Genomic DNA, 22,285 nt, shown 5'->3' with positions numbered 1-22,285 from the left:
TTTCCATCTAGATTAGAAAAGAAGGAGAAATGATTATTTTTTAAAATAAAGAAAGAATTGTACTTCTTCCCTATGATTTTTAAAGTACAGAGCTATTTATCTTCCTGTACTTTAATTTTTCTACTAAACATCGCTCGCAAGACAATAAATAAGAGCAATTTGCTTTTTATCTACATAGCTAATGAAGGAAAAGATTTTTATACAATCTCATTTCACTAAAAAAGCCGAGACACTTTGTCCCAGCTCAATCTATCGTAACAATATCTACTATTTATAATCCACAAACAAATGACCTTCGCCATTTACTCTATTTCCATATTCATCTAAACTAATCATCACAATTGTTACTTTTGCAGCATCATTTTCAACTACAAACAGCATATCTTCTATTTCTAGTGGTTCTCTGACATCTGATTGTTCAAAAGCATGCTCGATCGCTTCTGACATATTTCCATTGATGATTTCAGTACCATTTTGATCTGTTAATTGTAAAGTAAAATAATCATCCTCTTGATAAATTATCTTCAAGATATTTCCTTGACCAACTTCCCATTCTTTTTCTTCCTCGCTTGAAAAGAATACGTATCCCCAATAATCTACTCCTTCAACATTCATCACTGTTTCTTCAGATAGATTTAAGTAGGCATAGTTCCCGGGAGAACCGGGTATTTGAGTGGAATAAGTCATAGGGAAGCCAAACACCTCTTCGAAATCAGCATAAACATCAAAGTCTTGCGGCAAATAGTTCACTCTTTCAATTTCACCAAACATCTCAAGATTGTCAACGCTTCGCGTAACCACGATTTTATCTTCGACGGAAATAGACGCATCAGCTTGAACCATGCCATTCTCAATCATGTTGTTTTCCACCAGTGTCTTTTCTAAACGAGACATCTGACTATTTCTTGCTACAGTAAAGGCATCGATAGGTGGTGTTACAGAAATCATCCCTAATACTAATAGCACGATCGCAATCCACCCATTTCGATTTGGCGGAAAGAAACTAAAAATGACGCCTGAAATAACCGCAAATATCCCAAACAAAATGACATAGTATCTTCCATAAGTAATTCCCATTTCCTGTATCTTTAAAATACTGGAAATTGTTTGAAAAGCTACAATCGGAAGCATAATCTTAGGAAATATTTTTCGAAACAGATCAGCAAAACGATGATCAATATTACATGATAATAAGTATACAACGATTACAACAATCGCATATGCGACAAGGAGCGGCTCCAACAAGTTATCTGTCCAAAATTGTCCACCAATGTTAAGCAGTACATACATCAGTAAGATAATCGTGTAAATCGCTACGATTGGAATAACAATGTACGTTAGCAAGATTTCTAAAAAACGCGGTACTAGATACGCATCTTCTCTAGCTCCTTCTTGGCTCCCTTGTTCATGGTAAACAGGAACCATTCCCAGAAAATAAACCGGGGCAAACAAACACCAAATAATATTTGCTGCATGGATTGTTGAATCGGCGGGCATTGTAAAAAGCAAGGTATCAATACTTACAATAATCGCAAAAATACCGATTGTTAAAACTCCAGAGAATAGCAAAATCGTTAATAAAGCTTTGAATATCGCTAAAAAGTTTTGGTGAAAATAAACTTGTTTATTACTAATTGACGGTATCCATATAAATGCTATTAGAAGCGAAAACAAGAACACACTTGTACGAATAAAATAAACATACTCAAAAATATCTCCACTAGTGAGGGTAAAATAATAAAGAATCGTTAAAAGAACTGATCCTCCTAGAATAAGCCATCGATGAGTAGTTTTTTTATAGAAACGTTCATAAATATGTTGGCCGACCATACTGAGCATAGCTCCAATAACAAAAGTAAAAATAAATTGACTATATCGACTAAACGATGATTCAATCTCTATCATATTTAAAATTGCTATCCCCATTAACCATAAAATAGTGACCGGGTAACGAGCTAGTGCCTGTCCTATACCTGATAGACTGTCTTTGAGACGGCTCCAAAACTTCATTTTAATCCCTCCTAATCGTTTGTATTTCTCTATTACATTATACTATGAAGGAATTTTGATAGATAGCATAGAACCCCTCAGCAGAAAAAGAAACTTTTGTTTGTTTTTCTAGACAGTAGTTTTGCTATATCTTTATTATTTATGCTTTTTAATTTGGTATATTTATAAAAAAAGTCTATCATCTTATTTGATTATCTATAGGCGTTTTTTTTTGAACAAGCTTTGTCTATCACGCTTTATTCACTTTTTTATACCAATGTCCCTCTATAAAATTTGCTTATACTAGAAAATATCGTTATTATAATGACAAGAATACAGAAGATGATTTTTTGTTTGTTTATCTATAATTTTATGGTAGACTGATTTCTGGCGAAATTTTCTCTTATGCTTAAATTTTAGGGAATTATTCTTGTTAATCAATTTTATTCATTTTTTTTGTATTATTAATAACAAATTACTAGACATTTCCTTATTTTATTATATGATAGTGAGTAGGTTAACTTAATACTAGGTCAATTTAAGCCAAATGTTTATATTCATTTAGTTTTACAATAAATTTAGTCATTTAAATGAAGGAGGACTAACATGTATACGATGTCTAACATCAAAAACTTATCCTTGAAAATTGTTTCTGCAGAAAAAAATACAATTACTGCTAATCAAACGACCGCTTTCCAAAAATATCCTTATGTTAAAATTGTTTTTATAAACAGCGGGGAAGGATTATTAACATTCAAAGACACTTCTGAAAAGATTGGTCCGAATCAAATTGTTTTACTAAATCCAAATATTGATTATTACTGGGAGTTATCTAGCAACCAGTCCTTAGAGATCACAGAAATTGGTGTGCACGGTTTAGAGTTTTCTCACATCGGGGAAGCAGAGCATGAATTTACTTATTATAAGTATGATAAAACCGACACAGATAGTTCATTGTTCACAGAGCTATTATTAAAAGAACTTACTGCTAAAAAGCCTGGTTCTGAGGAAATTGCCAAACGTTACATTGAAATCATCTTGATTCAATTGTTACGTAACGAAGAATTCTCAATCCGTAATTCCTTGAACAAGAAAAATCATAAAGAAATCCAAACAGTCAAAAATTTCATGAAAGTAAACTACCACAAAAACATTACGTTAGATGATTTAGTAGAATTAGTACACATTAATAAATTCTATTTGATCCGTATTTTCAAACAAGAAGTTGGCATGTCTCCGATTGATTACTTAATTCATATTCGAATTGATGAAGCACAAAAAATGTTGCGCAATACAAACATTGCGATTGCAGACATTGCTCATCTCGTTGGATTCCAGTCGCCTTCTCATTTCTCCAAGACGTTCCGTGAGTTATCAAACATAACTCCATCTCAATACCGTCGCCAAGGCAATATGCCTCCGACACCACCTCAAGGTTAATAACGAACAGCGGACAAGGCCGCCTTGACCTATGAAAAATAGAAAATCCCTCATTTTGCTTTTATGTAAAATGAGGGATTTTTTCTATCTCTTTTCTTCTAGAAATTCTTGCAGTACTTTCGCATGGTTCCGTTGCTCGTCTTTTGCAGCAAAAATCAGTGTGACATCATCCTCTTGTAAATTTTCTAATACTTCTGTTACAGCAGAACTCGTCTCTTCATTATTTGCTAATTCTTTTCGGTAACGTTCCTTAAACTCATAAAAACGTTCGATATCTTTGTGGAACCATTTCCGCAATTCAGGAGTCGGGGCAATTTCCTTTATCCATTTATCAATTTTTGCATCTTCTTTTTTTACACCGCGCGGCCACAAACGATCAATCAAGATTCGGGTTCCATCTTCTTTTTCATAATCTTCGTACACACGCTTTATCTTTAAATCACCCATAAATATCACACCTTTCCAAAAAACAACATTGATTCATGTTATAATCATTTCGAATAATTGATTGAAATGAGAGGAAGAACGTTATGATTCGTCACGCTTTGCCTGCAGATTCTGCTATCTTATTTGATTTACTGCTAGAGATATTCCAAGATATGGAACTAGATATCCTAACAATCGTCCCACCTCAAAAATTTAAAAAGATAATGGTGGAATGTATGCAGCAAGATTTTTTCCGTTACAGTTACAAAAACGGCATTATTTTCGAAGAGGATGGTGAAATCCAAGGTTGTTGCTTCGGATACAAAGGAGAATTGGAAAAAGAGCTGAATGAGCCTTTCCAACGTCTTTTAGTAGACTATGGAATTACCTCTTCTACAGCGCTTTTCCCGGATGCTGAAACCTTTGCTGGTGAATGGTATCTCGACTCGCTTGTTACTTCAAAACACTACCGCGGCAAAGGAATTGCCAGCCAATTGCTCCAAGCAATTCCTGCATTTGCTTTGCAAACTGGGGAAACGATTATTGGCCTGAACTGTGATCAAAATAATAGCGGCGCTCGAAAGCTTTATGAAAAAAATGGTTTTAAAAAGATTTCCGAAATGACCTTAAGCGGCCATGTTTATGACCACATGCAAAAAAATACTTAACAATCATAAATCAAAAGAGAACTGGGATACTCAGTTCTTTTTTGTTCTAGACTAGGGGATTATAAGTTCAGCCATCAATGTCTAGCTCCCAAGTCCTGACCTAGTGAAAAAAAGATAAATTTGCCCCATTGTGCGCTTCGCTGCTCGCTAACGCATATCATTCGACTAACCCGCTGAAGCGTGAAGTCTCCTGACAATTCAGGGTCAAATTTCCTATTTTTTCATAGGTCAAGGCGGACTTGTCCGCTTTTCTTATACTATTTTTGTCACTACTTCATGAGCGTGCTTCACCAGCATGCCTGCAGTATTATTGCCATATTGGATTCCCTGAATGAGTTGGCCGTGAACAAATAAGTTTTCGAATACACCATGGCGTTGACTAATCGCTTCTGAACTAGGCCACAACACTTGGACTCCCCCAAACGTTTCTGGCTGTAAAATACGTTGGTTTATTAATTGGTTGAGTAATTTTGATTGATAACGGGATTGTTCTACTTTTTTATTTTGTCCTGTAGCATTAATTAAGTAATCTACTTCAACTGTTTCTTTCGTTTCGAAAACCACTTCAAACGAATCAGCTAATTCAACGACCTCTTGCATCCCACCTCGAACAGTCAACTCGCCCTTCTCCCACCAATTAACTAATTCTTGTACCGTTTCTCTTGGTATGGGACTGCGAATGATCTCAAACGAATCCCGGTATTTCTCAAGAAACTGTTGTTTATCACCTTCATTTAATGCTAACCAAAATTCAGGAAGTAAATCATCTAAATGATGGAGCAATGATTGCAATCTCCCTAAATCTCCTTCATTCGTTAGCTGTTTTTTCAACTGGTCCTTTGTTCCCTCCCCGAAGGCTTCCAATACATCAGCCCAGTTAATCTCCTTATCCGCACACTCTTGTTTAAACCATTGGAAAATTTTTTCCAAAGAAACAAAGCCATTGTTGTTTTCTTTCTCTTTGTTTAAACGTTCCAAGGTAAGATAATGTAAGTTAAATTTTGGCTCATTTCCTCGTAAAGTAGAGAACCGCCCTGTATCCGAAAAAAAGTGTAATTCTATTTCTTCTTTTTCGTGTTTCAAAAATCGCATCATATCAATGGCAGTCAAGCTAGTCCCAACCACCCCTACGCGCAGACCTTTTTCAATATTTGCGAGCTTTTCTTGAGCCGGATAGGGATGATAAATGAAACAAGGGTTATCTATCAACTGATACGGATCTTGATAAGGTAGATGTCCGATACACAAATGAATTAGATCGAAATTTTTTTCTCCTGTATTGGATTGAACGAGAAAAGTTCCCCCCTCCTTTTTTTCAAGTGAAGTCACTTCTTCTTTTACAATGATAGGATTGAGTTCTTTTACAGCTTCCTCTAATTTTTCTTGCATATATTGCCCATACCAGGAACGAGGTAGATGTTTTTTTGCACTATCATTACATCCTTTTTTCTTTTCTACCCATTTTACAAATCCCATTTCATCCTCATAATCTAAACTCATCGTATCTGCTGTTTGATTTAATAATAACAATTCGGAATCTGGCTGATAAGGCAAACCTGTTCCAAATGTATCAGGCTTATCATAAATCACAATTTCATGTTCCTTATACTCACGGTGCTTGGCCATCGCGATTACTACGCTGACGCCTGCCACTCCCATACCAACTACAGCAATTCTCATACATCCACCTCCAAATCTTGCTGGTATATTTTTTTAATATACACACTTACTTTTTCATCATAATCAAGGTATTGGTAACGATGGAACGAAGCTAATTCGTTTGAATATTTGCGAAATAATTTATGGCAAAGAAACAGTGCTTGCCAACATTCCTCGTAACCGTCACAACGGAAGGTCTTGATCAGGTCCTCCCAATCTTCTTCAGGAAGAAATTTTTTAATGAACTTGTAATTCTTTCCTAAGCTAAATTGATATCCTTTTTCAAATCCAATTTTCCAAGACATCATCAATAATAATGACGGGCGGATGATTTGATTCAAATGGTCTACAGCAAACAAGAATTCTTTTCGTGCCAGTCCTTTCGCAACATAAGTACTTACCCACCAAAACTCATTACAGCAATCATCAAATTTAGCTGCACTAGGCTTCTGAATCCAATATTGCCTATCCGTTGGGATGGGATTCGTTAGAATCCGTTCATCTTTATCAATTAGCACTTCTACCAATCCATCATGATTCTCAAAATATTCGTCCGTTTTTTCTAAAGGAATGAGAGATAAATCAACTTTATTCCCATCTTCGAATAACATCAAATAAGAATACCAATTCCCTAATTCCGGTGGATAAAGTTCCATATCTTCGGGTTTTTGTAAAATCAGCCGCTTGCCAAAAATATCAAGCCATTCGTCATTTTGTTGGTATGGTTTCATATCTGTCACAAAATATGATAAATCATAATCTTTAAAGCCATCATCCGGAATCGTAGGATTTGTTCTTGATCCTTCCAGCGTTACAATGCGGATTCGTTCATCTTCTTGAGCGAAGTTAAGAAAGAGTTCGAATATTTCTTTTTCACTACGCATTTTTAACGCCCACTTTCCCAATGCATGCGATATTCAATTTCATTAGTTGCTGCATCCAATGACTTTTCAACAATTTGAAAATCTTGAGACTGATAGAATGCTTTTGCTCTTTCGTTTTGAGCGTATACATTCAAATAGATTTCATTATTTTTTTCCTGAGCATATTGCATTAACGCTTTTCCGAAACCAATTCCCTGTTCACTTGGCAGGATAAAAAGCGCTGCTATTTCCTTTCCCATCATCGAAAGAAAACCTTTGATCGTACCTTCTATCACTACAAAGTTTTCCGATAATGGTAAATATAGATTCCGCATCACTTCACGGTTCTCTTCCCAATATTCTTGATCAATAAAATCATGTGCTTGAAAGGAGCTCTCTAACCAGATTTCTATTAAACGGTCAAGCTCAGCTTCTTTGGCCTTCCTTATCTTCATTCTGTTATTTCCCTTCTAAATTGGATATACTTTTTCAAACTCTTCACATACTACAAGCATTTTTTCAGAAAAAGATAGGCCGTAGACCGTAAATTCATTGGAAAAAAATTCTTCATGGACCTCTCGCCAGTATGCTAAGGTTCGATTCCCTTCCCCTTCTTTATAGGCAATCTCTTCCGGTACATCTTGAAAAGAATAAATAGCTACTGTTTTAGTTTGAATAATACAAACTGCTTCATCTTTAGAATTTAAAATGATACTGAACTCCCCAACATAGGGAAGTGGTTCATTTTCAATCTCATAGAGACGATGATTAGATGAAGTTGCTGTTTTTACCCCTTCCAAAGTTAACTGTGCTAACTTATCAACTGCTGCGCCATATTGCCACGCAGTATAAACTTCCTTTTCGTGTTGAGGGCTTTGAACGATAAATTTTGACCACATTTCTTTTGCATTCATTGATTTTCTCCTAGTTCATATAGATTCCATGCACTTTCTTTAATTTCGGCTGCTTTCCTAATGAAAATTCTAAAAATAAAGCTACATCATACTTCGTCTGCTTTGTGATTACTTGACCTCGAATGGCACCTTGTCGACCATGAATAAAAGCAGTTTCTATCCGGATTTCTTCTATGTCTTTTGGTAATAACCCTTCAACAAGAGGGAAGGTTTTTGATTGGATAATCATTTTTGTTTCATCAGTCAAGAAATCTGAGCAGTCCTCAGCATTTCCGTACGCGACCACCCAATCGACAATCATCTTCGTTTTGGGCGAATTACCACAAGATGTATGAATCTTCCATTTCATCCATATTCACCTACTTCAATATCTTTGTTATGGAAAGATTTCATTCAACTATCAACATATCATTTTCATCGAATTCCCAATCTTCACCATATGCTACTTCCCAGTATATCCCATTTGGATCTTGAAAATAACCACAATAGCCTCCCCAAAAAACTTTCTGAGGCGTTTTTGCGATTATAGCTCCCGCTTTTTCAGCTCTCATCATTATTTCATCTACTTCTTCTTTTGATTTTCCATTATAAGCAAGAGCAATTCCATTGAATCCTTCTGCTAAAGACGGTGGATTTTCTGCGTTAATATCTTTTGCCAGCTCTTCGATTGGAAACAAAGAAATCTTGGTACCCGCATTATTGAAAAATACAACATCTGGATTTGTTTCATCTCCGTGAACGACTACTTCAAATCCCAAACCATCACGATAGAAGTGCAATGATTTACTCATATTCTTGACACCTAATGTGATTAAATTTAAACGATTCATGCATTCTCCTCCTTGCTTTTTTCTTGCTTGTCCGTCCATTACTTCCTTTCCATCACTGCAAAATAATTATTTTCCGTATCAGCAAAATTAAAAACAGTACCTAATTGTATATCTACTTTTTCTCCTACGGTAATTCCCGCATCTTGGAATTTTTGATACAGTTCGTCTATATCATTGGTATAAAACATCAAAGAAGGTGTTTCAAAATTCAGCTCCGGTTCAGTTTCTTCAATAACATTTCTGTCAAACAATACAAAACGAGTTTGTGCTGTAAAATTAGGGGCAATCTCGATTGAATGAACATTTGTATCATGAAGTTCTTTGGTAACAACAAAACCAACTTTTTCAATCCAAAAGCTTTTTATCTTTTCTACATCGTTAACATACAACATCACTTGTCCTAATTGGTTGATCATTTTTTACACCTCTTCGTTCGATAGTCTTTTCCATACTTTTTCTAGAAACTGACCACTTTTCTCTTGAATAAACAGATTAAACCGACTCATATCAGCAACTTCCGTTTGATTAATAAGGACGGCATTTTCACCCCTAAAATCATCAATTAGATAAGAAGCAGGAACGACATTCAGACTTGTCCCGATGACAAACAATAAATCTGCTTTACTGACTGCTCGAGCCGATTCCATCATCACTTGCTGATCCAGTTGATCTCCATAAAGAACAATATTCGGACGAAGGGATTCACCTTTACTGTCTACTGCAAGCCCATTTTCATCCCAACATAATTCGTTGTTAGATACAACTTGATTCGTTCGAACCGTTTTCCATTGAGTAGCATTTCCATGAACAGTCCACACGGTCGAATTCCCAGCAGCTTCATGTAAATTGTCGATGTTTTGTGTAACAATCGTCACTTTCTTTCCCATGTCTTCTATCCTTTTGAAAAATAAATGCCCACTGTTTGGCTTAGCTTCGGGAAAATCCAATGTATTACGGTAGTTTTCAAAAAACAGCTCTGGGTGCTGTTCAAAAAAAGGAACACTCAGCGCTTCCTCGCCGGTAAAACGTCTGCCGGTCAATTGATCAAACAAACCGCCCGAGGATCTAAAATCTGGTATTCCGCTTTCCGTGCTGATTCCAGCGCCTGTAAAAGCAACAATTCGATGGGCTTTTTGTACCATTTCTGCAACTTGTTTCACTTGGTCTTGCACGTAATCACCTTCCTATTTTTCTTCTATCATTTCTGCGAGATTTTCTAATGTGGAGGCCAAACCTTTCTCGTGGTCTCCCGGATCGATTCCTTCCGGTACATTGGTACATTCGACAGTAACCTTTGTACCTTTGGGAACAGCATCCAAATACCACGTCATCCTCATCGTTCCTTCAAAAATAGGATCTTCTGATAAAAATGTCAAATCTTGAATAATTCGCTGATTACGAATCAACTCAATAAACGTTCCACGCAACACATCGGTCCCTTCTGACGTTTTTGCTGATATAACGTCACTCGAATCAAGATAAAAGAGGGTAATTTGAAACCTCCCATTTTCCCAAGGTTCAAAAAAATCAACCTGTCCACTCATCCCCTTTGGCGGCAACCAAGTAATTAATTGTTTCGGTTCCAAAAGAGCTTGGTAGATTTTTTTAGGCTCCACAGAAATGACTCTGACAGCAGTATCTGTTCGTTCATTATCGATTCTATACTTATCCATTTTACCTCTCCTATTATAATATACCTACAGTTCAGTTAGGAATTGATCCACCTCTTTAGAAGTATGAAGAACCAATACTTCTTTTTCTACTGCTAACTGATTTAATCGCTGCAGAAGTGCCGGTCTTTTTTTCTTTGGAAAATTCCAAATCCATCTATAAAAAACAAAGTCGAATTTTTCTTTATTTCCTTCTTGCATATCCGGTCTTGACCCGTCCCGATACTTTATCATTCTTTTAAAAGCTCGATAGAGACAAATCTGGCGTGGCACATCAAGAAAAATGATTGTATCCGCTTCTTGCAGCCGTATTTCCATCGTTCCATCATAATTTCCATCAATAATCCAAGCTTCATTTTGAACCAATTCGTTTTGGATCTTGATTTGTTCTTCTCGAGTCGTCATAACCCAATTTGGCTTCCAAAGATAAACATCCAAATGATGGACTGGAATATTCAGCTTCTCGCTAATCTGTCTCGCTAGCGTAGACTTTCCAGCTCCACCGGAACCAATAATCATAATTTTATTCATTCTTTTTTCTCCTGTTGCAAGCAATTTGTCTTAATCAACCAAAAAGAGAGTGGGAAAAAAGACGTTTAGATCCGAATCACTGGAACGAATAAGCACAGGATGAACGAAGACCATCCGCGCATTATTCGTGAAGTGGATGTCGGATCTGCCTTTTTGAGCACGTTTACGCCACTATTATTCGTTAATACTAGAGGGGCTGGGAGTTTTTTCCCGGCCCCTTTTGGCTGAACTTATTCCGATAGTCGATTTTTCGACGCTTCTTCTTTTGTTTGATGAATGGTTCCTTCTGCGTATTCAGGAACGGAGTAAATCGTATACAACTTTAGCGGCTTGCCTCCTGTGTTGATAATGTTATGCCACATATTTCCAGGAATAAAGATTGCATCATCTTTTGTTATTGCTCTTTCAAAATCAAATTCATCTTTATTCGGACCCATTCGACAAACGCCTTGCCCCTCTTCTATTCGAATAAACTGATCAATGTTTTTATGGACTTCAACGCCAGCTTCATCATTCTCCGCAATCGACATTACGATTCCCTGCAAATGATTACCTGTCCAAATAACCGTCCGATAGGAGTCATTTTTGATTACTAAGTCTTCTAGATTCGTCACATAAGGTTGCTTTCCATAATCTTTTTGTACTTCAGTCATTATTATTCCTCCTTAAGCTTTGCCTTCATATTTATTATATATGAAAACGGACACAAAATGAAATTCAACGTTGATTACAGACATAGAACAGCCAGAGTTATTGTTGTCAACAACTCTGGCTGTTCTATGTTCTAAACTCGTTTTTCAATCTCAGCTTGTAGGTTTTCTGCATCAATTTCAACCGGAAATTGGAACTCGCTATTATTAATAAAAACAGTTGGAACCATTTTTACTTTCCGCTTTATTGCCTCTTCAGTAATTTTTAAACTTAATTCAATGGTGTCGGGTTCCTCTTCCAAGTCATATTTTTCCGTTAATAACTTTTTAATTGAATTGCTATCAGACTCACTCCATTGTTTTTGGTTTTTAAAAAGGTCTTTCATGATTCCATAAACTTTATCCGGCTTTTGATAATCAAAAAATAAATTGACCAGAGTACCATATAAAAGCATTTCTCGTGGTTTGTCATAGTGCTTAATTAGATATTGTACTTGCCCTTTTTCAATAAAAGCTGGTAGTATTTGATCTGCTGCTTCAAAAAAAGTAGCGCAGTATGGACAAGCAAGATTTAAAAATACTTCTACCTTTACAGGAGCATTTTTATCTCCATAACTCAAAAATGCATGTTCTACCATTTTCCACCTGCTCTTTCTAGTCTATATTGCTTGGAATAATTGCTTCGTCTATCGATACTGCATCCTGGATACTGATCTCAGTTTCCAGTAATTCTGCTTGGTAGAACGTATCTGCTAATTGTTGTTGGCTAGCAACGATTTCTTCGTCGATTTTTTCTACACCAAACGTACGGCGATTGTTTGCTTCTTGAAGAGGTGCAACTTCTAACCCCAACTCTGCTGCTAGGATATCTGCAACTTCATCCTTATTGTCATTTGCCCACTGGTCAGCATTTTGTAATTCTTCCAAGATAACGGCTGTCGCTTCCGATCCCTCAGCCAAAAATTTCTCTGTTGCAAAATAAAATGTCCGGTTCTCTGTCAAATCAGTTCCATTTACAATAGTACGTGTTGCCACCTTATCTTCTACAATCGCTAAGTAAGGATCCCAGCTCCCATAAACATCAAATTCTCCTTTAGTAAATGCAGCTAACCCTTCTGCCGCATCTTTATAAAATTTGATTTCCACTTCATCTAAGGAAATACCTTCTTGTTCTAATGCAACCAGTAACAAATAGTGCTGATTCCCACCTTTTGTTACACCGATCGTCTTCCCTCTAAAATCTGCTACTGTTTCAATATCTGATTCTTCTTTTGTAACTAGGGCAACCCCTTCCGGATAAGGTGCTTCTGAAGCAATATAATGGAGATCATGTCCACCCGCTTGCATAAAAACAGCATTTCCGTCTGATGCATGGCCAAAATCAATGTTATTCGTGTTCAGTGCTTCTAACAAAACAGTTCCGGTCGGAAACACTTTCCACTCAACAGAGTACCCAGCTTCATTTAGCGCTTCCTCCAGATTCCCCTTTTCTTTCAAAATGTTGATGGTGTTTCCTTTTTGATAACCAATTCTCACAATTTCTGAAGCAGCATCATTATTTCCTGTACTTGTCTCATTTACAGCTCCACTCGATTCATTTCCACATGCTGCAAGTGTTAACGTAGATATAATCGTCAATAATGACAAAAAAGTTTTTTTCATCGTTCATCCTCCTAATATTTGCTCTAATATTTTCTTTTCATATTTTGTAAATTTTTCATCCCTCTCACGAGGTCGTGGAAGATTTATTTTTTCGTCTAACTGAATCATTCCTTGGTCAATTACAATTACTCGATCAGCTAACCGCACTGCTTCCGCTACATCATGGGTAACCAAAAGTGATGTGAATTTTTGTTGCAGCCATAACTCTTCTATCAAGTTCTGCATTTCAATTCTTGTTAAAGCATCCAAGGCTCCTAACGGTTCATCAAAAAGCAAAATATCTGGATTGGTCGCAAGTGCCCGCGCCAACGATACACGTTGTTTTTGTCCACCCGACAATTCATCTGGTAAACTTTGTTTCTTTTCGCTCAAGCCAACATTTTCTAAAGACTTTTGTGCAATTACTCTATCAGTTGACCCCAATTGCACGTTGCTAATGACATTTTTCCAAGGAAGAAGACGATCATCCTGAAACATGATCCGGATTTTAGGATTTGACTCTCCTGCATTTAAAAATTCCACAATCCCACTTGAAGCATCTTCTAGTAAAGCAACCATTCGTAAAAGAGTACTTTTCCCACTGCCGCTTCTTCCCACTATGACGGTGAAGCTGCCCGCTTCAATGGACAAGTTAATATCATGTAACACATTGTTTTTGCCATAATTTTTCTCTATATTTTTTAAGTCAATTCCAAACAATCAAGTCACCTCTTCATAAACTACTATTCCTTATCTACAAATGCTGGATTCCATCTTAATAGACGTCTTTCAAATAATTTTGCTATATAATCAGATAACTTGCCCAGAATCGCATATAAGACAATTGTTAGAACCACAATATCCATCTGCATGAATTCTCGAGCACTTGTAGCCATAAAGCCAATTCCCGAATCTGCTCCAATCGTTTCAGCTACAATCAGAGACGTCCACATAACACCCAAAGCATAACGAATGCCTACCAATATAGAAGGTAATGCACCCGGCAGAACAATATCATGAAATAATTCCCACTTTGAAAGACCGTACACACTACCCATCTCGATTAATTTATGATCAACATTTTTAATACCATTGAAGGTATTAATATAAATGGGAAACATGACTCCTAGAGCGACTAAAAAAATCTTTGCACTTTCCCCAATACCAAACCATAAAATAACTAATGGAATTAAGGCTAAATGAGGAATGGTGCGAACCATTTGAATGCTTGAATCAATAGTTTTTTCAAAAACTGAAATTGTACCACTGAGCAATCCAAGAATAAAGCCAATACCTCCACCAATTAAAAATCCAATTAAAGCTCGTTGTGTACTAATTAATACGTTCGCTTGCAAATTTCCAGCCTTGAACAAACGAATACCTGCTTCTACTACTGCCAGTGGTGTAGGCAAAATTGTAGAAGAAATTATATTGTAATGTCCCAATACCTGCCAAAGTACAATAATTAAAATCGGTACTATCCAGGGGACAAAACGATTGTGATACCATTTTTTATTTTTATTCAACTCTCCACCTGCTCCATCGAAACTATCATAAAAGCCTCATTATTTCCTCTTTAAAATTTAATTTATTATAGCCATTCCCTTACTTTATGTAAACGTGCGTTTTTTTATGAAATAAATTATTGAAGTATCATCTCCACCTTTAACAATATCAATATAAAGATGTATTATCTCTTTTAAAACCTTTTGTGACGACATTTTTAATATAGTTGTTCTTTATTGACTTCAAATCTCCGACCGCTTAAACAAACGCTTACATAGGTAGTTTTTATGGGAAGAGATAAGAAAAATATATAGATGAGCATAAAAAAAGCACCTAAAATAGATGCTCATTTCTATTATTTCTATAATAATTCTTTACGTAATTCTGCTCCTGTTTTCGGGGATAAATAAGCTGGGGCAATATCAAATACTGTTTTTGCGCCATAATTCCCTTCTTGATACAAACGATGCGCTGCTCTTGCATACGCAATGGATACTGCGGCAGTGAACTGCGGATTGCTTCCCAACTCTAAACCAAATTCATATACCGCCATTGTCTCTTCATCCGTATAACCACGACGAATCACGCGCCCCCCATGCGGCATGCCTGTGTGATTTTTCTCATATTCATCTTCATCAATGAAGTGAACTTCCGTTTCATATCCGACAAAATAGTCTTTCATTGTTTTAATACTTTCAACAATGGCAGCTTGATCCGCATCTGTTTCTGCTACGACATAACAAACGCGTTTGTGTGAAGAAGTTTTTGTATAAGCAACTTCTTTACCCTCTTTAATATCTTCTATCAATGTTTCATTTGGGATTGTGTATTGCGTACCCAACTTAACGCCTTCAATCCGTCTAATCGCATCACTATGTCCTTGGCTAACACCGCTGCCCCAGAAAGTATAAGTATCTCCTTTTGGCAATACGGCTTCCGCTACTAAACGATTTAACGAAAATAAACCTGGATCCCAGCCAGTTGCTATGACTCCTACATTGTTGTTTTGTAGAGCAACTTCATTAATAATATCGAAATGCGCAGGAATTTCTGCATGATTATCATAAGCATTCACAGTAGTGAAATCTTTCTGCAATTCTGGTGCTTGTTCTGGAATATCAGTAGCTGATCCGCCACAGAGAACCAATACGTCAATCCGATCTTTCATTTGTTCCAAATCGGTCATACGATAAACAGGTGATTTACTTGGTACATCCTCTGGATTTCTTCTCGTAAATACTCCAATCAATTCCATATCTGGATGAAGAGTTAATCCTGTTTCAACGCCTTTTCCTAAATTGCCATATCCGACGATACCTATTCTGATTGGATGTTCTATTCGATTCGTCATTTGTATCCCCCTCATCTTTATTCTCTTTCTCATTAAAATATAATTTTACCAATTAAATTATAACTTAGCAATAAAAATTTATTTTATTGCTATAGAGAAATATTATCCTTGCTTTGACCAAACAATTCGATAAACTGGATATAACAATTTTATAAGGAGATAATTCCATGCTTATACGTGAAATAAAAAAAGAAGACAACGCACGAGTAAAACAAATTATTCAAGAATCTCTGAAATCTCGTGGTCTGAATCTTCCAGGGACAGCTTATTTCGACCCCCAACTGAGCAATCTTCATGATTACTATGCGAAGTTAACGAATGCAAATTATTGGGTAGCGATAATAGATGGAATGATTGTAGGCGGAGTGGGAGTTGCTCCATTTATTGCAGAAAGTGGCATTTGTGAACTACAAAAACTCTATTTAATTCCAGACGTTCAAGGACAGGGTTTATCAAATAAACTTATGGAGACAGCATTATTTTTTGCATCCACGCATTATCGAAGCTGTTACTTAGAGACCTTGCACGAACTAGAAACAGCTTGTCGGCTATATGAGAAACATGGCTTTCGCCTATTAGATATACCCTTAGAGGGTTCAGAACATTCAGCAATGGATGCTTGGTTCTTGAAAGTATTGAGCTAATCCATAAAAAACAGGACTGGAAATGAATCCCAGTCCTGTTTTTACTTTAACTCTCTGCCGCAAATTGTGCTTTGTAAAGTTTCTTGTAATAGCCATCTTGTGCCAATAACTCTTCATGGCTACCGATTTCTAAAATATTTCCTTGATCTAATACTAATATTTTATCAGCATTTCGAATAGTTGAAAGCCGATGAGCGATCACAAAGCTCGTACGTCCTGTCATCATTTGCAAGAAAGCTGATTGAATTTTTTGTTCTGTCAACGTATCTACTGAACTTGTCGCTTCATCTAAAATCAACATATCAGGATTCGATATCATTGTGCGCGCAATCGTTAATAATTGACGTTGCCCATCTGATATTTTGATTCCGCTATCGCCTATGCGAGTATCCAAGCCTTCAGGCAGACGCGATACATATTCATACATATAGGTCTTTTTCAATGCATCATAAATTTCTTCATCAGTTGCATCTTTACGCCCATATCGTAGATTGGCACGCAGTGATCCCTCAAATAACCATGTTTCTTGTAAAACCATTCCGAAACTTTTCCGTAAACTATCACGGCGAATGTGGCGAATATCCGTACCATCAATCAAAATACTTCCAGCGTTCACATCGTAAAAACGCATCAGTAAATTAATTAGTGTTGATTTTCCTGCTCCTGTTTTTCCAACGATCGCAATGGTCTCTCCTGGTTTTACTTCTAGATTAAAGTCAGTAATCAATGTTTGTCCTTCTCGATAAGCAAAATCAACCTCTTGGAAAGAGACAGCTCCTCTTGCTTCAGTCAGCACACGTGCATTGGGTTCATCGGGTTCTTCAATAGGTTGTTGGATAATTTCATAGGCACGATCCAAACCCGCCAAAGCTAGCTGAATCTGTGTGGTAATGCCAGAAATTTCAATAAATGGTTTGGTAAATTGACTTGAATAAATAGTGAAACTCGAAATAACACCAATCGTTACACCGTAATTTCCATTTAACGCTAACACGCCACCTACTAACCCCACTGCAATATAAGCGAGGTGATCAACTACTCTTGAAAGAGGATTTGTTAGAGAAGATGAAAATTGTGCTTTTTGCCCATCAACATATAAACGCTGATTGATCTCTTCAAATTTTTCTTGAGAAACATCTTCTTGCTGAAAAGCTTTCACAATTTTTTGATTTCGAATCCGTTCATTGATAAAACCAGATAATTCTCCCGTTATTTTTTGTTGACTGCTGAAGTTATGCTGAGATGCTCTTGCTACTAACCACATTACCGTGAAAATAATCGGCGTAGCAACCAGTACAACCAATGTTAACCACGGACTTAAATACAACATAAAAATCAAGGCTAATAGCAAGGTTGAAACACCTGAAAATAATTGGATAAACACAGCGGAAATCGCAACAGAAACATTATCCATGTCATTCGTAAAACGACTTACGACATCTCCATGCGCCGTTTGGTCATAGTACCGTAGTGGAAGACGATTCAAGTGTTTAAAGGTATTTTTTCTAAGCTCCGCAACGGATCGATAAGCAATCCGATTTCCCAAAATTTGAATAACCCACTGGCTGACCACTGTCATAAGGAGGATTCCAGCAAACAAAGCCAACACACGAAACAGACCTGTAAAATTAACTTGGTCAACTCCCATTAATAAATCCACTGAGACACCAATATAATAAGTCATTAACACAACTGCCGCACCGCTCACAATACCAAATAAACTAGCCGCAATTAATTCTTTTGGATAGGCTAGTAAGTAAGGCCAGAAATAACGAAATCCCTTGGAAGATAATTTTTTCATACTAATTCTCCTCCTGTGATGCAACTAATTCTTGATAGGCAGTTGATTTTTCCAGTAGCTCTTCATGAGTTCCTTTAGCTACTAGTCGCCCACTATCCATTAACAGAATTTCTTCTGCTTTTTGTAATGACCGAATTCTCTGCGAAATAATCATTACCGTACAATCTAAATCTCGTTTTAAAGCTTCCCGCAAATTCAAGTCTGTTTGATAATCCAAGGCAGATAAAGAATCATCCAGTATCAACAATTTCGGCTTGGCAATTAACGCCCTAGCAATCGTTAACCGCTGGCGCTGACCACCTGAAAAATTCTTTCCATTTTCCATTACAAGGGAATTCAATTGTTCAGGAAGACTTTTCACAAAATCAAGAGCTTGAGCAGTTTCTAATGCCTGCCAACATTCTGCATCAGTTGCATCCCTTTTTCCCCACTGTAAGTTTTCACGTATTGTTCCGCTAAACAGAACGGCCGTTTGTGGAACCATCGCAATTTTTTCGCGCAACTCTACTAAATCCCATTCTTGGACATCCAAGCCAAGAAAACGGACACTTCCCCCACTTACATCATAAAAACGAGGAATCAACTGGGTCATGGTAGACTTCCCGCTTCCGGTAGGGCCGGTTATTCCAATCATTGCCTTGTCAGAAACGGAAAAGTCAATGTTTTTTAGAGACAATCCAGCTTCTTTACTGTATCGGAAATCCACATTTGAAAATTCAACTAATGGAGAAGCCGTTTGGCCACTGACTTTTCCTTTTACAGGAGAAACTAAACTTGGCGTGGTATCCAGCACTTCGTTCACCCGTTGTGCCGAAGCAGCAGCACGGGTAAAAATAATCACTAAGTTCGAAACAACAATTAAGGCTAATAGCATTTGATTCATATAATTAATAAGTGCCAAAACTTGTCCCTGTTGCAAAGATCCATCATTTACGGAATATCCACCTAAATATAACAGAGCTAGCACACCCAAATTCATAATAAGCGTTGTACTAGGGGAGAGTAAAGCTGAAACATTCGCCACTTTTTCATTTACACGCGCTAAATCATCCGTATTTTTTTCAAAATGTTTGGTGTCGCTTTTCGTTCTTGCAAAAGCACGAATCACTCGAACCCCGCTTAAATTTTGAGTAACCAGTTCGTTCAAATTGTCTAATCTTTGTTGCACTTTTTTATACAAAGGTACCGTATAACGAATAATTAAATATAGGACGATACAAAAAATCGGTAATAAAAGTAAATAAAGAAAACCTAGTTGCACATCGATAATAAATGCCATCAACACTGCACCGATACTTAAAAATGGTGCTCGAACTACTAGACGAATTAACATTGCTAAAGCCAATTGCAACTGATTAATGTCATTCGTCATACGAGTAATTAATGTATCTGTACCAAACATATTTAAATCGTCGTGCGAAAGTGTATTGATTTTTTTCATCAATTGATTGCGTAACTCCGTACCAAACCCTTGAGAAGCAATCGAAGCAAAATATTGACAAATAAGCGCGCATATAGCGCCTATTGCTGACATCAAGATCATTAATCCAGCCATTTGCCAAACTTTCGTAATATTTCCTTGCACAATTCCTTCATCAATTAGCTTTGCCATCAATAAGGGCAAAATCAATTCAAAAACCGCTTCTAAAAATTTAAAGACAGGACCCAAGATAACTTGGCGTCTATATTTTTTCGCATATCGCAATAATCGTACCATTGATTCACTTCCTTTACTGTACTTCTACTTATTATAGCTTAAAAAAAGACTGAATCAATGAACGACTCAGTCTCTGCTTTCATCTTCTAAATAAAAGTATATATCTGCTTTGCCTTCTTGTTGCGTATGATTGTAGTCATGCGTATTCAGGCCGCCTATGACAAAGCCTTGTTTCAAATAAAACTTGCACGCTGCTAAATTGTTATCCTGTCCGATTGTATAAATTCCTTGGTAACCTAATTCCTTCGCGAATTTTTGTCCTTCTGTAATCAGTGCACTTGCGATTCCATTTTTTCGATATTCTCGATTCACTTTCAAATCATATAAAAATAAGTATTTGTTCCAATTATTCTCATAAATAGCCAGCCCTATACAAGTGTCATTCTCATATGCACCGATCGCAAACCCTCTTTTATTTATCTCTTCAAATTGGTAATTTTCTTCTGGAAAGGTCATTGATTCAGCTTGATCGAACAGCTCAACATCCTGCAACCATTTATTCTTGATACGGCTGACATTCATTCTCCCAAACAGCTCAAAGGGTTCATTCGCCAAACGAATATCTGATGCAGTATCTTTAATAATTTTTCGGTAATCTATGACATTCTACCTCCTTCTCTATATCATTCTTCCATTTATATCAATACTATAAACATAATTTTCATCTTATAGAAGAAAAAACTCCTAAAAGACATATTTCCTTTGCCTTTCAGGAGTAATCTTTCGTAAGCAGAAAAATCGATTCATTTAATCTATTAATCAGCTTATTTTTCCAATACGGTTTTAAGTTTTTTAGCAAACTCAGTCCAGCTATAAACAGCTCCATCGATTGCTCCTGGAGTTGCTTTTGTTTCTTCACTAAATCCAGTCATCTCAAAATGTAAATCTGTCTTCCCTTCCGAGACTTCTGTTAATGTCCAAACGACAGTTGTTGTTTCTCCAGCGCTTGCCCAAATATAAGATAATTTGTGCGGCTCATCTACTTCCAATACTTCTCCATCAATAATCCCGTCCCAATATTCGTTTGGTTCAGATTTAAATTGGAATGTATGCCCCACAACCGGCTTAAAGTCGTTTGCCAAAATCCACTGTTCCAGAATATCTGACTCAGTTAGTGCTTTCCATACTTGTTCAATGGAACTTGTGTATTGAAAATCTAGTATGACATCTGCATTCATTATTTTCCCCTCCAGGGTAGACATTTTTTGTTTTTCCAATAGAACTGCTAATTGAGCTAATCTTCCTTGCCAGAAATCTTCGTAGAAAGATACCCAATTACGTACTTCTCTTAATGGCTTAGGATTCAACTGATACCTTGTTTCCCTACCGACTTTTCTGCTAGTGACAAGTTTCGCTTCTTTTAAAATCGCTAAATGTTTCGAAACTGCAGTACGTCCCATTTCAAAATGAGCGGTCAACTCATGCAGCGGCATTTCATCCACATCTGCTAATAAGCGAAGAATCTTCCGACGATTGACATCCGCAATGGCTGTAAAAACATCTCTTTCTGCTTCCATTTTCTCACCATCACATTCTCTCTAGACCTAACCCAACAAGACACTAAAAGGTGTCCTATTCACCTTCATTATAAGACACCTTTTAGTGTCTTATCAATTATTTATAATCCATTACCGCTAGAAAATCATATGAGATCTTATTTTTTCTGGAATCATTAAGACTTTCGTTTCCAAATCAACTGAGCCATATGTTTCATCTATACACTCAGTCCAATACTCTAGATGTTTCACATCGATCCAATGCGTAGATTCCTCCACAATGGTGCCACCTTCACCATACACAGAGTACCAATAAAGATACTCTGCTCCAGCTATTTTTTCTCGAAAAATCGTTTCGACATACATTTTCTCCCCTTCAAGAGTCACTAATACATCAGTCATATTATCATTTAAAAAAGCGAGCCATTCATCGACTTTTTTCGATTTCCCTTCTTTTACGCGATATCTCGTTAATTCTACCTTCATTTA

At 36.7% G+C, this 22,285-nt stretch carries 26 protein-coding genes; 3 read left to right on the top strand and 23 right to left on the bottom strand.

Going from position 1 to position 22,285, the window contains the following annotated elements:
• Positions 1-267 precede the first annotated feature (267 nt).
• The gene (locus EJN90_RS07300) at positions 268-2,010 is read right to left on the bottom strand and encodes a DUF4153 domain-containing protein (protein WP_126109882.1); all 1,743 of its coding nucleotides are present in this window, start codon (positions 2,008-2,010) and stop codon (positions 268-270) included.
• Between the two features lie 585 nt (positions 2,011-2,595).
• On the opposite strand from EJN90_RS07300, the gene EJN90_RS07295 reads away from it, so the two are divergent.
• The gene (locus EJN90_RS07295) at positions 2,596-3,429 is read left to right on the top strand and encodes an AraC family transcriptional regulator (protein WP_126109880.1); all 834 of its coding nucleotides are present in this window, start codon (positions 2,596-2,598) and stop codon (positions 3,427-3,429) included.
• Positions 3,430-3,513: 84 nt separating this feature from the next.
• Here the strand turns inward: EJN90_RS07295 and EJN90_RS07290 are convergent, their stop codons facing one another.
• Positions 3,514-3,876, bottom strand: coding sequence for a DUF488 domain-containing protein (locus EJN90_RS07290; RefSeq protein ID WP_126109878.1), 363 nt, complete (start codon positions 3,874-3,876; stop codon positions 3,514-3,516).
• Positions 3,877-3,959: 83 nt separating this feature from the next.
• Here EJN90_RS07290 and EJN90_RS07285 point away from each other — a divergent pair, with 83 nt between their 5' ends.
• Complete coding sequence (locus tag EJN90_RS07285; RefSeq protein ID WP_126109876.1) at positions 3,960-4,523, top strand: GNAT family N-acetyltransferase; 564 nt, start codon at positions 3,960-3,962, stop codon at positions 4,521-4,523.
• 252 nt (positions 4,524-4,775) lie between these two features.
• Here the strand turns inward: EJN90_RS07285 and EJN90_RS07280 are convergent, their stop codons facing one another.
• From EJN90_RS07280 to EJN90_RS07205, 16 genes are all read right to left on the bottom strand, one after another.
• Positions 4,776-6,203: an FAD/NAD(P)-binding protein gene (locus tag EJN90_RS07280; protein WP_126109874.1), complete on the bottom strand. Its 1,428-nt coding sequence runs from the start codon at positions 6,201-6,203 to the stop codon at positions 4,776-4,778.
• On the bottom strand, positions 6,200-7,066 hold the full coding sequence (gene ant(6) / locus EJN90_RS07275) for an aminoglycoside 6-adenylyltransferase (RefSeq protein WP_126109872.1): 867 nt from the start codon (positions 7,064-7,066) through the stop codon (positions 6,200-6,202). The genes EJN90_RS07280 and ant(6) overlap by 4 nt, the downstream gene beginning before the upstream one ends.
• Positions 7,067-7,068: 2 nt before the next feature.
• Positions 7,069-7,500, bottom strand: a complete 432-nt coding sequence (locus EJN90_RS07270) for an N-acetyltransferase (protein WP_126109870.1) — start codon at positions 7,498-7,500, stop codon at positions 7,069-7,071.
• Between the two features lie 15 nt (positions 7,501-7,515).
• The gene (locus EJN90_RS07265; protein WP_126109868.1) at positions 7,516-7,959 is read right to left on the bottom strand and encodes an ASCH domain-containing protein; all 444 of its coding nucleotides are present in this window, start codon (positions 7,957-7,959) and stop codon (positions 7,516-7,518) included.
• A gap of 10 nt (positions 7,960-7,969) precedes the next feature.
• Complete coding sequence (locus EJN90_RS07260) at positions 7,970-8,308, bottom strand: hypothetical protein (protein WP_126109866.1); 339 nt, start codon at positions 8,306-8,308, stop codon at positions 7,970-7,972.
• Positions 8,309-8,348: 40 nt separating this feature from the next.
• The gene (locus EJN90_RS07255; RefSeq protein ID WP_126109864.1) at positions 8,349-8,789 is read right to left on the bottom strand and encodes a VOC family protein; all 441 of its coding nucleotides are present in this window, start codon (positions 8,787-8,789) and stop codon (positions 8,349-8,351) included.
• Between the two features lie 38 nt (positions 8,790-8,827).
• Complete coding sequence (locus EJN90_RS07250; protein ID WP_126109862.1) at positions 8,828-9,205, bottom strand: VOC family protein; 378 nt, start codon at positions 9,203-9,205, stop codon at positions 8,828-8,830.
• A 3-nt stretch (positions 9,206-9,208) separates the two neighbouring features.
• Positions 9,209-9,961, bottom strand: a complete 753-nt coding sequence (locus tag EJN90_RS07245; protein WP_126109860.1) for an NAD-dependent protein deacylase — start codon at positions 9,959-9,961, stop codon at positions 9,209-9,211.
• Between the two features lie 12 nt (positions 9,962-9,973).
• Complete coding sequence (locus EJN90_RS07240) at positions 9,974-10,462, bottom strand: SRPBCC domain-containing protein (RefSeq protein WP_126109858.1); 489 nt, start codon at positions 10,460-10,462, stop codon at positions 9,974-9,976.
• Between the two features lie 24 nt (positions 10,463-10,486).
• Positions 10,487-10,990, bottom strand: coding sequence for a DNA topology modulation protein (locus EJN90_RS07235; RefSeq protein ID WP_126109856.1), 504 nt, complete (start codon positions 10,988-10,990; stop codon positions 10,487-10,489).
• Positions 10,991-11,220: 230 nt separating this feature from the next.
• Positions 11,221-11,643: a cupin domain-containing protein gene (locus EJN90_RS07230; RefSeq protein ID WP_126109854.1), complete on the bottom strand. Its 423-nt coding sequence runs from the start codon at positions 11,641-11,643 to the stop codon at positions 11,221-11,223.
• Positions 11,644-11,774: 131 nt separating this feature from the next.
• Complete coding sequence (locus EJN90_RS07225; protein ID WP_126109852.1) at positions 11,775-12,278, bottom strand: thioredoxin domain-containing protein; 504 nt, start codon at positions 12,276-12,278, stop codon at positions 11,775-11,777.
• A 16-nt stretch (positions 12,279-12,294) separates the two neighbouring features.
• On the bottom strand, positions 12,295-13,302 hold the full coding sequence (locus EJN90_RS07220) for an aliphatic sulfonate ABC transporter substrate-binding protein (RefSeq protein WP_126109849.1): 1,008 nt from the start codon (positions 13,300-13,302) through the stop codon (positions 12,295-12,297).
• A gap of 3 nt (positions 13,303-13,305) precedes the next feature.
• Positions 13,306-14,001 carry an ABC transporter ATP-binding protein gene (locus EJN90_RS07215; RefSeq protein ID WP_126109847.1) on the bottom strand — a complete coding sequence of 232 codons (696 nt, stop codon included), beginning with the start codon at positions 13,999-14,001 and terminating at the stop codon, positions 13,306-13,308.
• A 23-nt stretch (positions 14,002-14,024) separates the two neighbouring features.
• Positions 14,025-14,807, bottom strand: coding sequence for an ABC transporter permease subunit (locus EJN90_RS07210; protein WP_126109845.1), 783 nt, complete (start codon positions 14,805-14,807; stop codon positions 14,025-14,027).
• Positions 14,808-15,148: 341 nt separating this feature from the next.
• Entirely contained in the window at positions 15,149-16,138 is a 990-nt protein-coding gene (locus EJN90_RS07205; protein ID WP_126109843.1) for a diaminopimelate dehydrogenase, read from the bottom strand.
• Positions 16,139-16,305: 167 nt separating this feature from the next.
• Here EJN90_RS07205 and EJN90_RS07200 point away from each other — a divergent pair, with 167 nt between their 5' ends.
• Positions 16,306-16,782: a GNAT family N-acetyltransferase gene (locus EJN90_RS07200; RefSeq protein WP_126109841.1), complete on the top strand. Its 477-nt coding sequence runs from the start codon at positions 16,306-16,308 to the stop codon at positions 16,780-16,782.
• Between the two features lie 46 nt (positions 16,783-16,828).
• On the opposite strand, the gene EJN90_RS07195 is transcribed toward EJN90_RS07200, so the two are convergent.
• From EJN90_RS07195 to EJN90_RS07175, 5 genes are all read right to left on the bottom strand, one after another.
• Positions 16,829-18,583, bottom strand: coding sequence for an ABC transporter ATP-binding protein (locus EJN90_RS07195; protein ID WP_174919275.1), 1,755 nt, complete (start codon positions 18,581-18,583; stop codon positions 16,829-16,831).
• Position 18,584: 1 nt separating this feature from the next.
• Positions 18,585-20,300: an ABC transporter ATP-binding protein gene (locus EJN90_RS07190; protein ID WP_126109839.1), complete on the bottom strand. Its 1,716-nt coding sequence runs from the start codon at positions 20,298-20,300 to the stop codon at positions 18,585-18,587.
• Positions 20,301-20,366: 66 nt separating this feature from the next.
• Positions 20,367-20,855 carry a GNAT family N-acetyltransferase gene (locus EJN90_RS07185; RefSeq protein ID WP_227872459.1) on the bottom strand — a complete coding sequence of 163 codons (489 nt, stop codon included), beginning with the start codon at positions 20,853-20,855 and terminating at the stop codon, positions 20,367-20,369.
• Positions 20,856-21,064: 209 nt separating this feature from the next.
• Positions 21,065-21,817 carry a metalloregulator ArsR/SmtB family transcription factor gene (locus EJN90_RS07180; RefSeq protein WP_126109837.1) on the bottom strand — a complete coding sequence of 251 codons (753 nt, stop codon included), beginning with the start codon at positions 21,815-21,817 and terminating at the stop codon, positions 21,065-21,067.
• A 117-nt stretch (positions 21,818-21,934) separates the two neighbouring features.
• Positions 21,935-22,282: a DUF6176 family protein gene (locus EJN90_RS07175; protein WP_126109835.1), complete on the bottom strand. Its 348-nt coding sequence runs from the start codon at positions 22,280-22,282 to the stop codon at positions 21,935-21,937.
• Between the last annotated feature and the right edge of the window lie 3 nt (positions 22,283-22,285).

This window comes from Jeotgalibaca ciconiae, from assembly GCF_003955755.1.
GTDB classification, from domain to species: domain Bacteria; phylum Bacillota; class Bacilli; order Lactobacillales; family Aerococcaceae; genus Jeotgalibaca; species Jeotgalibaca ciconiae.
The sequence above is the reverse complement of the archived record's forward strand: the minus strand, read 5'-3'. Positions and strand labels throughout refer to the sequence as shown.